Annotated in this window: 13 protein-coding genes and 2 other RNA genes; 9 read left to right on the forward strand and 6 right to left on the reverse strand. The window is 47.2% G+C overall.

Annotated elements, in window-relative coordinates; translation table 11 throughout:
• The 3 genes from KDK17_RS10235 to KDK17_RS10245 form a co-directional block, all read left to right on the forward strand.
• A partial coding sequence (locus tag KDK17_RS10235) for a hypothetical protein (RefSeq protein ID WP_257288014.1) occupies positions 1 to 708 on the forward strand: 708 nt, incomplete at its 5' end.
• Between the two features lie 193 nt (positions 709 to 901).
• Positions 902 to 2,179, forward strand: coding sequence for a hypothetical protein (locus tag KDK17_RS10240; protein WP_257288015.1), 1,278 nt, complete (start codon positions 902 to 904; stop codon positions 2,177 to 2,179).
• Between the two features lie 465 nt (positions 2,180 to 2,644).
• A complete protein-coding gene (locus KDK17_RS10245) occupies positions 2,645 to 4,198 on the forward strand; it encodes a hypothetical protein (protein ID WP_257288016.1) in 1,554 nt (517 codons plus the stop codon).
• 226 nt (positions 4,199 to 4,424) lie between these two features.
• Here KDK17_RS10245 and ssrA read toward each other — a convergent pair.
• Together ssrA and smpB are read right to left on the reverse strand one after the other, a co-directional pair.
• Positions 4,425 to 4,789: a transfer-messenger RNA gene (gene ssrA, locus KDK17_RS10250) on the reverse strand.
• 93 nt (positions 4,790 to 4,882) lie between these two features.
• The gene (smpB, locus tag KDK17_RS10255) at positions 4,883 to 5,362 is read right to left on the reverse strand and encodes an SsrA-binding protein SmpB (protein ID WP_257253827.1); all 480 of its coding nucleotides are present in this window, start codon (positions 5,360 to 5,362) and stop codon (positions 4,883 to 4,885) included.
• A gap of 482 nt (positions 5,363 to 5,844) precedes the next feature.
• Between smpB and KDK17_RS10260 the strand changes: the two genes are divergently transcribed.
• The 3 genes from KDK17_RS10260 (at position 5,845) to KDK17_RS10270 (ending at position 8,141) form a co-directional block, all read left to right on the forward strand.
• Positions 5,845 to 7,203: a sodium-dependent transporter gene (locus tag KDK17_RS10260; protein ID WP_257288017.1), complete on the forward strand. Its 1,359-nt coding sequence runs from the start codon at positions 5,845 to 5,847 to the stop codon at positions 7,201 to 7,203.
• A 166-nt stretch (positions 7,204 to 7,369) separates the two neighbouring features.
• Positions 7,370 to 7,801 (forward strand): type II toxin-antitoxin system RatA family toxin, encoded by a 432-nt coding sequence (locus KDK17_RS10265; protein ID WP_257253830.1) that lies wholly within the window; start codon positions 7,370 to 7,372, stop codon positions 7,799 to 7,801.
• Positions 7,794 to 8,141, forward strand: coding sequence for an RnfH family protein (locus KDK17_RS10270; protein WP_257253832.1), 348 nt, complete (start codon positions 7,794 to 7,796; stop codon positions 8,139 to 8,141). Before KDK17_RS10265 ends, KDK17_RS10270 begins: the two co-directional genes overlap by 8 nt.
• Positions 8,142 to 8,172: 31 nt before the next feature.
• Here KDK17_RS10270 and KDK17_RS10275 read toward each other — a convergent pair whose 3' ends face one another.
• Complete coding sequence (locus KDK17_RS10275) at positions 8,173 to 8,550, reverse strand: outer membrane protein assembly factor BamE (protein ID WP_257253834.1); 378 nt, start codon at positions 8,548 to 8,550, stop codon at positions 8,173 to 8,175.
• A 102-nt stretch (positions 8,551 to 8,652) separates the two neighbouring features.
• On the opposite strand from KDK17_RS10275, the gene fur reads away from it, so the two are divergent.
• A complete protein-coding gene (gene fur, locus KDK17_RS10280; RefSeq protein ID WP_257253835.1) occupies positions 8,653 to 9,060 on the forward strand; it encodes a ferric iron uptake transcriptional regulator in 408 nt (135 codons plus the stop codon).
• A gap of 151 nt (positions 9,061 to 9,211) precedes the next feature.
• Here the strand turns inward: fur and ssrS are convergent.
• The 3 genes from ssrS to KDK17_RS10295 form a co-directional block, all read right to left on the reverse strand.
• Positions 9,212 to 9,390, reverse strand: a non-coding RNA gene (gene ssrS / locus KDK17_RS10285) — 6S RNA.
• A 125-nt stretch (positions 9,391 to 9,515) separates the two neighbouring features.
• Positions 9,516 to 9,815, reverse strand: a complete 300-nt coding sequence (locus KDK17_RS10290) for a cell division protein ZapA (protein ID WP_257253836.1) — start codon at positions 9,813 to 9,815, stop codon at positions 9,516 to 9,518.
• Positions 9,815 to 10,024, reverse strand: coding sequence for a TIGR02449 family protein (locus KDK17_RS10295; protein WP_257253837.1), 210 nt, complete (start codon positions 10,022 to 10,024; stop codon positions 9,815 to 9,817). Before KDK17_RS10295 ends, KDK17_RS10290 begins: the two co-directional genes overlap by 1 nt.
• 212 nt (positions 10,025 to 10,236) lie before the next feature.
• On the opposite strand from KDK17_RS10295, the gene KDK17_RS10300 reads away from it, so the two are divergent.
• On the forward strand, positions 10,237 to 10,815 hold the full coding sequence (locus tag KDK17_RS10300) for a UPF0149 family protein (RefSeq protein ID WP_257253838.1): 579 nt from the start codon (positions 10,237 to 10,239) through the stop codon (positions 10,813 to 10,815).
• Positions 10,816 to 10,879: 64 nt separating this feature from the next.
• Complete coding sequence (gene ubiH, locus KDK17_RS10305) at positions 10,880 to 12,115, forward strand: 2-octaprenyl-6-methoxyphenyl hydroxylase (protein ID WP_257288018.1); 1,236 nt, start codon at positions 10,880 to 10,882, stop codon at positions 12,113 to 12,115.
• Positions 12,116 to 12,145 lie beyond the last annotated feature (30 nt).

Here is a 12,145-nt window from a genome sequence, read left to right on the forward strand (position 1 = left end):
AAGAATGCTAAATCTCTATTGACTCACAAAAACGCATACCATTCTGGACAAAAAATCTGTAACTGGATAGTGATTGGGAAGGATGGTCAGCAACAGCCATGCGGAATGGTCTGCAAGAATACTTATGCCCTGGCGAATCACAAATACAGATACCACTCCGAACAACAAATCTGTGACGTAAGCGAGTTCGGGGAGGATGGTCTGCAACGGCCTTGCGGGAAAGTCTTCAAGAATGATCTGGCTCTGTTTTCTCACAAAAGCAAAGTTCACACCGGGCAAAAAATCTGTGACGTTAACGTTTTCAGGGAGGATGGCAGGAAGGAGCCATGCGGGAAGGTCTGTAAGAATAGTCGCGCCCTGTCGAGTCACAAAAGAATCGCTCACACCGGGAAACAAACCTGTGACCTTTCAATAGTCGGGAATTATGGCCAGTTGCGGCCATGCGGGAAAGTCTTCAAGAATGTTCTATCTCTGTCATCTCACAAAGGCAAAATTCACACCGGGCAAAAAACCTGTGACATGACAGTGATCGGGGAGGATGGTCAGGAGCAACCATGCGGGAAGATCTGCAAGCATGCTCAGGCTCTGGCAGATCACAAAATGAGACATCGAAAACGCATGCGCTTTTGTGTGGGCCAGGATAATGAACTCAGTCCTAAAGAGAGTAAATTAAGAAAGGGTAAATTAAGAAAGGGTAAAGTGAAATAAGTGTGATTAACCTGACTGCATAATTTGGGTGTCAGACCTCCAGAAAGGGAGTGATGCTGAATTCAAACAATAAGTGCAGCCTAAGGTTTGTGAGAGAAAAGTATGCTTGTTTTTTTGATTTAGCACCTTTCTGGTCTATTACTTTACTGACCTGTATTTATTCACTATAAAACAAGAATGGATGAATAGAATAATGAGACGATCATTTTTTGTTGTGCTGCTGTCGCTTCTTTTGTCGTCTGTCGTTTGTCGGGCAGAATCGTTGACAAGACATTTTGTTGTCGAGCATAAACAGACCAGTGAGAGCTTTTCTATAAAGCACAACCTGAATTCGTTGTTGGGCAATCCGACACACCTTGCCGACACAAACGACTATGCAGGGCCAGTTTTGTCGTCTGATGACAAATCACGCAGGCTTGGTGGTTACACTTTAAAAACGACCTTTATTGAGTCCATTTCGTGGCAGTTGCTTTACGCCACCAATCTGCTGGTGGCTTATGAACTGTTCCTGACTACACATGACGCCGCTCTGAGCGGCAAAACTTATTCATGGATACCCGAAGAGGCGTTTGTCGCAGTCGGCTGGCTCTTAAAAAGCTATTGGAACCCTGATTCAGTAATGTTTAACCCGAGGGATCAACTGAAGGCAAGTCAGGATGATTCGTTTGCGATCAACACTATGATGCTCCCCGGACAAAGCCAGCAACAAAGTGACCAACAAAACCCACCATCAGAATCATTCGGTCAGCAAACCCCGGGGGCAGCTGCCCATGTTAGAGGCTCTGTCAAAAGACGCCTGTCTTCTGGTTCTGGCCGTGATAACGAAGGTTTTGAACAAGAGCAGCATACTTTGGGTTTAGAGTGTTACGTCGATTCCTGTCATGGCGTGTGTAAATTCCGAAAATTATCCAATAGTACAGAGTCAGCTGAAGAGCCGCCGAATTCTATAGAAAATCCCATAGAAAGTTCAACAGACCACACCACTCAGCATGCGATGGCAAAAACACAGCCCTCACGATCGCAGGCTAATGAGGTTGTGTCAGGCGTCATAGAGCACATGATTTATTTACAAGGAATTCTGACTGAAAACGATGTGCATTTTGGCGCGACAACACCTAACCCGGATATTCAGGTATTCGAGAATGCCATTCAATTACTTAAATATCTTCAACCCTGCGATATTTCAGTAGGTGAAGAAGTGAGTGACGGAAGGGACCCCTGTGGATGCTGTGATGGTAGTAGCGATACTTATTATCCTGTTTATTACAAGGGTGATGTGTTATTCACTGTCACTGAAACTAATAGTGAATCAAGGTTTCCAGAAGAATATACATCTGGGCAATGGGCAGATATTGCAACCAATAAGTTATTTGATGAACTCTATTTTGCTCCTGATGCGCCCGGTTACCTATCTGCAAAAAGTGAATTTGAGCAGTTAGCGAAACCAACTGGTCAGGTATATAAAAATTGATAAAGCACCGTTGAAAATCAGTGGTATCCAAAATCGAATAGCGGTTGTCTTTGATTATCTGTCAAGGCTTTGGTCGGTTCTGAAAACACCTCTTAAGAGTTTACATACGGCATTCTCAATATTAAGACGAGTGATGCCGTATATATTGAGCCGATTCATTGCTTTAGACGAAATAATCTATCCCAATTTCAGGTAAATCCAAGTTTTTTGTCTAGAATGATGTTTTTGTATCTATTTGATATCTTTATTTGAGCTTGGTTATTTACTATGAAGAGCATGTGTTGTGTCTTTATTTTGGCTAGCATTTTTTTGTCAGCTGGCAGCCAGGCTGCAATTCCTTACGCTTCATCATTGGTTTCTGGCGGCGGTGCCGATGTGATTCTTTCTTCTTTTTTATCTGACCGCATTCGTTTGCCTCAGTCTAAGGTTGTTCCGTTGTTACTGTTAGAGAAAGGAAAAAAAGGTTTGACAATCAGTTCCCCTGTTTCTGAAGGGGAAGGACTACAGCCAGACAAAGGAACAGTTTTTACTGGCTATTCGTTTGAGTTGAACCTCTATGGTAATGAAAACAAGAAACAGACCAAAACGGGCAGTCAATCTCAGTCATCGAAGCAGGGGCGACAAAGCGAAAAACAGCCTCATAAAAAACAGCCTCATAAAAGGCAAGGTGGTTCTGGCTCTTCAGGTTCCTCTGGCACTGGTGCAGCAACGGCTTCTGGAAACGATGAGAGTCGTGCCAGGCATCTTGAAAAACTGAAAGAAATACTGAAGGCCGCTGAAAAGTCATTGAAAACGATGGATCAGAAAAAAAATATTGATGATTTTAAGGCAGAATTGCGAGAGTTGTATGAGCAGAATCCCGGTATTTTAGAAGAAAAGGGCTCCCTGGAGAACTCGGAATACCGTTGGAAAGGGGTTCTGAAACTACTTGAGCTTTATTTTCCCGAAAAGCTGGAAACAGGTGAAATGACGCATATTTTACTTGAGTATCCCGGGTTTAAGAGAGTGCCAGAAATTTATATCAGATCATTTGCCAAGGCAGTACTTCCTGATCTTGAGTTACCTGAAGGGCTGCCCAAATACGAGCTGCTTGACAGGGTTCTGGATGCTGCCAGCCCGGAGATTGTAAGACTCATGCATGCTTATCTTGGTTTTCCACAGTGTCTTCACCAGCTGGTTTCGCTATTTGCAACTCAGTTGCCATTAATGGCAGCAGAAAAACCAAAAAACTATATTTTTCAGGTTAAAACAGGTCACGTTAGTGTTATTTCTATCAGGAGAAATAGCAGGGGGCATTTTCGGGTTTTTGTTGCTGATAGTTTAACTGTTTTTAAGCAGTACCATGCAGACAAAACTTATTCACCCCTGCCGCATTTTATCGGTTTGGCGTTAATACTGGCGATAAAGTATCACGGTTTTACTGATTCCCAGTTTTTCTTTCTGCCTCCTCGACAAGCCGGTGGTTTTGGCTGTGAGTCATTTGCGTTGCACGATCTGGAAACAGTGTTGGAATCCCCTGTGTTGTCTGAAAACGGTTATTATGCAGATGAAGAACCTCTTACCAAAGACAATATGTTGAACTTTTATTCGCAAATAATGTATCTGGAGGGGGCTGAACAACCCGGGCAATTGGTCATCAATGGTGAGCGCACGAACTATGCCGAAACACTGGACAAGCCTGCCTTTGATACGTATGACCTGGACTTCTTAATTCTTATGTCTCTCGGAACCTGGCAGAAATCAGGGCTGGAGCCAGATTTGGTTAAGTTGTATCAGTTGTGCCAGTTTCCTTCGAGGTTTGCACATCTGACTCAAGGGCAGCAAAACCTGGAGCGGTTGTTGGAGAATTTTCCTGAAGAACGCCAAAAGGAGGTGAATCAGAGAATCGACGAGACTCGGGGCCTGTTAACCGTCAATGATGGAACCTGTCGTAACAATGTTAATCTGGCCGCTACTCTGCTGTGGATGAAAATGAATATTGATTTGCTGGATATGAATCGCCCCGGGCAGGAAAAATAGAACAGTGAGGACAGGGCTTGCAGAAAATCGGACCGATACGAAACACTACACAGTTACGCCAAAGTAGAATCCTTCGGGAGTATGGGTTGACTCTGTCTTGCATCGTCAAGATCACTGGTTTGAAGGCAAGTGAGAAAAACCATTGCCATGAAATTCTGCTATCAGAATTGAGAGTTAATAAAAAGCCCTGATGGCTTCTGAGGGCTCATCAGGGCTGTTTGCAAGCTGGTGGAGGCGGCGGGAATTGAACCCGCGTCCGCCGATTCTCCGCCTTCGGCTCTACATGTTTAGATTCCGTTTTTAGGCTAACGCAGAACGACCCAACGGTCAGGGTGACACTGCGCGATCCTGAAAAGTTTAACCTGTCAGCCCCAGGCAGACATCAAGGCGATCCTGTTTTCAATAGCGGTCATTTCCAGCCAACAGGCAAGTCGGAGTGACCGGGAGGAGGCAGGTATTAAGCTGCCATAGCTCCTTGGAAGTTGTCTTCGTTAGCAACTAAAAGGTTGTAGTGTTTTGATTTACGAGAATCACTACATTCTCGACATGCACCTAAGGTTTCGTAACCGTCGTCGAATCCAGATCGCCCCCAGAGAAACCTGAGGCTAATTATTCAAAAAGTGGCATAGAAGTCAACCTGTTATTTATACCCGGGATGCTTATAAAAAGACATCTGTCATGTAGTTAGCCTCGGTGCATAACCCGCTGCTTTTCGATATTCCATTCGCGCTCTTTAGTGGCAGCACGCTTGTCGAACTCTTTCTTACCACGGGCAAGGGCTACCTGGCATTTGACCAGATGACCTTTCCAGTACAGCTTGGTAGCGATACAAGTATGACCTTTCTGTTGAGTCTCCGAGAACAGCTTGGCTAACTCTCTTCTGTGCAACAGCAGTTTCCGGTCGCGCAGAGGATCAGCCATCACATGGGTGGATGCTGTATCCAGTGGTGTTATCTGGGCACCAATCAACCAGGCTTCGCCATCTTTGAGTAGAACGTAGCTGTCAACCAGTTGCACTTTACCCATGCGAAGGCTCTTGACTTCCCAGCCTGCCAGTGAAAGCCCTGCTTCAAATGACTCATCAATGTGGTAGTCATGACGGGCTTTTTTGTTGACGACAATGGAAGAGTCGCCTTTACCGCTTTTTTTCGATCTTTTAGCCATGCGCGGATTATAACGTGGATAGCGTATAAAACCAGTCGTTGCTTATGACAGTTACTCATTCAGGCTCCTGACGGTTTTTCGTATTTGTTCAGGGCTTCTTTTCTTTAGGTTAAATGTTCTGGGTTGTAAATTATTTTGGGGGATATTTCTTTTTTTGTGGTGATTGTAGGAAAAAGTGGTTGAGGTGAGAAATGAAACCGATACAATGCTCAGCGTCGCCCTCATGCTCCAGTGAAAGCTTTATGGTAGCTGCTTTATTCGGTGTTGAGTGGGCTGTTATTTGTGCCCCTGGCTGTAATAATGACTCTACTCTCTTCTTCAAGCTGGTTGTCGTTTGAGCTCCTTTTCCTGATTGTCTGATTCGAGACTGAATAGCCCGGGCGGCTTGCAATAAAATGCAGTGTTGTTCGAAGTATCTTTGCAGCACTCTGCATGAAGGTTTCACTCGATAAGAATTTTGCTGTACATCATTGAGGAGTCTCATGTCAGGACAAAACCCGACAACCGCGCGCAAAACCTGGAACAACCGTTGGACATTTATGCTGGCTGCCGCCGGATCTGCCATTGGTCTGGGTAATATCTGGAAATTCCCGTACATTGCTGGCCAATACGGTGGTGGCGCCTTCGTATTGGTTTATCTGCTGTGTATCGCGCTGGTAGGTATACCGTTGTTGATGGCTGAAACGGCCATTGGTCGTTCGGCTCGCCTTAGCCCACTGAATGCTATCCGTAAATTGACCAGTGATGCAGGAGTGTTCCGTGGCTGGGAAGTGATTGGCTGGATGGGTATGGCCACCGGTTTCATTATTCTGACCTTTTACAGTGTGGTGGCTGGCTGGGCGCTGTCATACGCCTGGGATCTTCTGACAGGTGTTTTCAATGGTATGACGGCTGATCAGATTGGTGGTGAGTTTGAAGCTCTGACTGCCTCTGCACCAAGACAAATTTTATGGCACACCCTGTTTATGGTGGTCACAGTACTGATCACCGCTCGTGGTGTTCATAAAGGTCTGGAAAAAGGTCTGCAGGTTATGATGCCAACCCTGTTCCTGCTGCTGTTTGCCATGCTGGGTTACAGTGTTTTGGTTACCGGTGAATTCATGCGTGGTTTCCACTTCATGTTCGATGTGGATTTCAGCAAGATTACCGGCGAAGCAGTTGTAGCGGCTATGGGTCAGGCCTTCTTTACCTTGAGTCTGGGGATGTGTGCCCTGATGGCATACGGTGCCTACATGCCCGCCAACAACTCTATTCCACGTACCGCAGTGAATGTTGCATTCCTCGATACTCTGATGGCCATCATCTCTGGCCTGATCGTGTTCCCGATTGTTTACGCTCATGGTCTTGAACCTTCTGCCGGGCCCGGTCTGCTGTTTGTTTCCCTGACCTCTGCTTTCGCCAATATCACCGGCGGATCGATTCTGGGCTTCATATTCTTCATGCTGGTCAGTATCGCTGCCCTGAGTTCAGCCATCTCCCTTATTGAACCTTCTCTGGCCTGGGTGACTGAGCGCTTCGGCATCAATCGTGTACTGGCGACCTGGCTGATCGGTGGTGCTATCTGGCTGGTAGGTCTGGGCTCTGTGTTCTCCTTTAACATCTGGGCTGACGTCAAGTTCTTCGACAAGACCATCTTTGATCTGGCCGATTACATGACCAGCGTCTTGCTGTTGCCTCTGGGTGGTGCTCTGACAGCGATCTTTGCTGGCTGGGTTCTGAAGCGTTCTGTTATGTCCAACGAAATGGCTATGAGTGTAGGTCTGATCAATCTGTGGCGCTTTGCGATCCGTTTTATTGTGCCTGTAGCGGTAGCTTTGATTCTGTACACAGCGCTGAAATGATTTGAGCTCATTTAAATCATAATCGGTATAGGGCGTAGCCTTTAAGCTACGCTCCTCCTCCGCGGCATTGCGAGCCCCGAGTATTTTCCCTGTACGGCTCTGAAGGCAATAGCTTTCACAATATGTTATGCTCGCTGGCCCTTGTCTTATAAATTTGCACTGCGTCATGCCAAGAGTTTCCCGTTCAGCCCTGATCATGCAGCCAGTAGAAAAAATGTATCCACTGGTGGCTGATGTTGAAGGTTATCCTCAGTTTTTGCCCTGGTGTTCAGGAGCCAAAATACTCAGGCAGGAAGGAGAGGTATTGGAAGCCGCTCTTGAGCTGTCCAAAGGAAACCTGGGCTATGAGTTTTCCACAAGGAACCGAATGGTGGAAAACCAGTCTATTGAAATGTCATTGCTGAAGGGGCCCTTTTCAAAGCTGAATGGGGTCTGGACATTCAAGCCGCTGGGTCATGGAGGCTGCAAGGTGTCACTGGAGCTGGATTTCGAAATATCCAACCCATTGCTGAGAGCTACAGTCGGTGCAGTGTTCAACAAGGCAATGAATAAAATGGTTGACGCCTTCTGTCAGAGAGCGGAGCAGCTTTATGGCTGAAAACAATAGCCGGTCCGAGCCGGAAGAACACTCCAGAGTCAGTATTGAAGTGGCTTACGCCCTGCCGGATGATTACCGGATTCTGACCCTTGAGGTTAAAGAAGGTACATCAGTACTTGATGCCGCCAGACAATCTGGCATGAAGTCGATCTTTTCTGAGATTGATTGGGACTCTGTTAAACTGGGCATTTTTGGCAAGGCAGTTATCAGGCCGACCGATCAGGCTGTGAGAGAGGGTGACCGGATAGAAATCTATCGCCCGCTGATTGCTGATCCGAAAGAAGTACGCAAGATGCGTGCAGAGAAAGCAAAACTCAAGAAAGAAGCAGTTGCATCCTGAGGGTGAACTGCTTTGCAGTCAGCAGAGCTGTTTAAGGTGTTACCCCTGTACCGGGACGAAAGTCTCCTTCAATAGAGGAAAGCCTGTCGTCTTTGAAGAAGATGGTGAGGGTTTGTTGGGTGCGCTGTTCGCCACCGGGCTGAAGGCTGGAAATATAGTCCCAGCGATCCCGATTGAAGGTGTCCTCCATAAGGGGGGTGCCCATAACATACTGGACTTGGTTACGGGTCATTCCCGGACGGAGCTGGTCTACCATTTCCTGAGTAATGACATTACCCTGCTGGATGTCGACCTTGTAAACACCGGGGAAGCTGATGAGTTTGGAGCCACCGTCTGTTGAACTGGCACACCCAGCCAGGAGAGCAGCGGCAGCGAGAAAAATTGTGGTCAGGGCTGGACGTTTTTGCATCGGTTTCAGACTTCCACTATCTTCTTCGAAAATGAATGTTCGGCTTAAAAATGTGATAATAGCAGGGATTACCTGCTAAATGCTAAGGGTTAGGTAAACGTGTTGGAAAATCAAGAGTTGCGCAAAGCGGGTCTGAAGGTCACGCTGCCTCGTGTCAAAATTCTTCAGATTCTTGAAAGCTCTCAGGGCCTTCATATGAGTGCCGAGGATGTCTACAAGGCTCTCCTTGATGCAGAAGAAGATGTCGGTCTGGCCACCGTCTACCGGGTGCTGACCCAGTTTGAAGGGGCCGGTCTGGTCATCAGGCACAACTTTGACAGTGGGCACTCCGTGTTCGAGCTGGCAAGGGGTGAACATCACGATCATATGGTTTGTATGGAAAGCGGTGAGATCATTGAGTTTATCGATGAAGATATTGAGCGTCGTCAAAAGGAGATTGCCGACAAGCACGGTTACGAGATTGTTGACCACAATCTGGTGTTATACGTGAAACCAAAAGAAAAGTCCTGACTTTTTCTGAAATACGTCTTCCCAAAAAGCCGGTCACAGTGTATCGGCTTTTTTTCTCTTTCATTCTGCGGAATACTTCACTGCCTGCCAATACTGATGCGTTTTATGGGTGTTTGAGAGGTAATAAGACGACAAGTACTGAATGATAGTAAGTCTCCCCAAGCTGCCGCTGCCACGTAAGCCCGTTGCTGTTAAAGCAACGGTGGGGATTGCTGTGATGAATCGGGCTTTCCACTGCAAGGTGGACCTGCGCTCCAGCATCAACGAGGAATCCCCGGTATGGTATTATCAGCCCGGGTCTTTAATGACTGGCAAACAGGCCAGGGAGACTTGACCGGGATTATATCGGTTCTGAGGTACAAGTCTGTAGGTTTTTTTTGCTATTGATCTTTTGACCGATAGCTCCATTGGTTTTTTACCAACGATGGCTCTTCAGGCCAGGGGGGTCAGTGGATTTAGCTTTCGATTAGCATTAGCGCCTGATCCAGCTTGCCAAGCATCTGTTTGATCTGTTTCTGAGCATCTGAATTGTCGGTCAGGCTTTGCTGCCTGCTCTGAAGCAGTTCATAGCTGATGTTCAATGCTGCCATGACTGCGATACGCTCTGTACCAATTACGCCACCCGCACGGATTTGTCTCATTTGTTCGTTTAAATGCTGAGCTGCCTGATGAAGATTAGCTTCTTCCTGTTTGGGGCAGCTGACCAGGTATTCCTTGTCCAGAATACTGACGGTGGTGGTGGATGGACTGTCCATTAGGATTCATGCTCCAGAGTGCGCAGGCGGTTGATCATGGCTTCGACCTTGCTGCGTGCGACATCATTCTTCTCCATCAGTTTCGCGCGCTCTGCCAGCCAGGTGTGCTCCTTGGCGCGCAGTAAGCGGTTTTCTTTTTTCAGTTTCAGGCTGATGGCTACCAGATCGTCAATTTTCTGGTTCAGGGTTGCGAGTTCGTGGTCGTTCATAGGTTCCGGAACCGTGCTATTGGATCTACTATAGCGGCTGTAAGTACACAGAACAATGCCTTTGCGATTTGCCCAAACGATAAATCTGATACACTCACACACCATCGGGTTTTCACAGAGCCTCTGGGATCTGGTTTTCAATCCACCCTGTTATTGATTGGTTGTTCCATGATCAATGGGTTCTTTCCAGTAAGGCTTTCAAGGTAATTGTAATGACAAATAGTGATGCGGCCTCAGACGTTGTCGCCTTTAATGAGTTGGCTGATCGTCTGGTTGAGCTGGGCGGTGACAGTCATCCTTCTGAACTTCATGGTATTCTCTGTGGCACGTTTGCTGCGGGCAGTCAGCCCGGCGTAGAAACCTGGTTCCGTCAAGTATCTGCTATGTTGGATGATCAGGAGTTGGACAGCCGTTTCCAGGATCTCCTGCTGCGCATGTATCAGGGAACATTGCAGAAGCTGGATCAATCAGACTTTTCTATTGCTCTGCTTCTGCCTGATGACGACGAAGCCCTGGAGCAAAGAACTGAAGCGTTGGGTTATTGGTGTCAGGGATTTCTGTTCGGATTCGGCGAAGTCATTGGAAGCAAGCCACTGAGTCAGGAAGTAGAAGGGGTTCTGGGAGATTTCTCGGAAATTGCCCAGATCCAGCCTGAAGCGGATGACAGTGATGAGTCTGAACGTTTGTTTATAGAAGTCAGTGAGTACGTTCGAATGAATCTTTTAACCATTTTTTCAGCGGTGGCCGTCCCGGAAAAATCGAAAAAGCGCAACACAAAAACCATTCATTGACATCGCAAAGACTACCGTTGTTCTGTTTAGCGATGAGTGTTTTCACCGTAGAAAGGAGAGAGAGATGACCGGGAAGTATGATGTCCTGATCATTGGTGGTGGGCTGGTGGGTGCCAGTCTGCTGTGTGCTCTGGAGTCTGCGATCAATCAACATGGGCTGAAAGTAGCGATGGTTGAGACGCACGCAATCGATGAAGCAGGGGATACACCGACCAACGCTCCACCCAACTCTCCACCCAGCTATGATGCCAGAGCCTCGGCACTCTCTTATGGTACCCGGCTGATCTACGATGAACTCGGACTCTGGCCTGATCTGGATCCGTTTGCCACAGCTATTCTGGATATTCAGGTCTCTGATCGAGGGCATTTTGGTGCCACCCGTCTTAATCATCAGCAAGAAAGCGTACCTGCCCTGGGGTATGTGGTTGAAAATTATCGACTGGGTGAAGTGCTGCTCAAAAGACTGAAAAGTTATCGTGATCAGGGGAGGGTTGAAGTCTTGAGTCCGGCACAGGTTCAATCTTTACAGCCTTTGCCTGACTCAGAAATGAAAGTGGTTATCAGGCAGAGGGAAGAATTTGTTGAGAAAGTGGCATCTCTGGTGGTCCTTGCCGATGGAGGTCGTTCCCGGTTGATGGAAAAACTGGGTATTTCACGTAAACACTATGACTACGAACAACATGCACTGGTTGCCAATGTTTCCCTTGATAAGCCGCACAACGGAGTAGCCTATGAACGATTTGCCGGAAGAGGGCCCATGGCTTTGCTTCCTCTCTGTGCTGATCGTTCAGCACTGGTCTGGACTGTGCCTACTGATGAAATAGACGACAGAATGTCTATGGATGATGAAACTTTCCTGTCCACTTTGCAGGAAAAATTTGGTTATCGTGCTGGCGGGTTTACCAAAGTCGGGATGCGTGAAAGTTATCCTCTGACTCTCAGCGTTGCCCGTGAGCAAGTCAGGCCTGGTCTGGTCGTTCTGGGTAATGCAGCTCACTCTATGCACCCTGTCGCAGGTCAGGGATATAATCTGGCCATCAGGGATACAATGGCTCTGGCCGGGAATATTACTGAGTCGCTCAGACAGGCTATTGCCCCGGGCAGTCTGTCCCGTTTGCTTCAATATGTCGAAGAACAGAAGAGCGATCAGAAGATGACTTTGGACTTCTGTGACGGTCTGGTGAAATTGTTTTCCCGACAGGAGCTGCCGGTGATTCTGGCCAGAAACCTTGGCTTAAGCTGTCTGGATATGAGCCGGGAATTAAAAGGTCGGTTTGCCAGAAAGGCGATGGGTTTCTAATCCTCAAAAGCCATGAACACGAAAAAAACA

The organism is Endozoicomonas sp. SESOKO2 (assembly GCF_024606245.1).
Lineage (GTDB): Bacteria > Pseudomonadota > Gammaproteobacteria > Pseudomonadales > Endozoicomonadaceae > Endozoicomonas_A.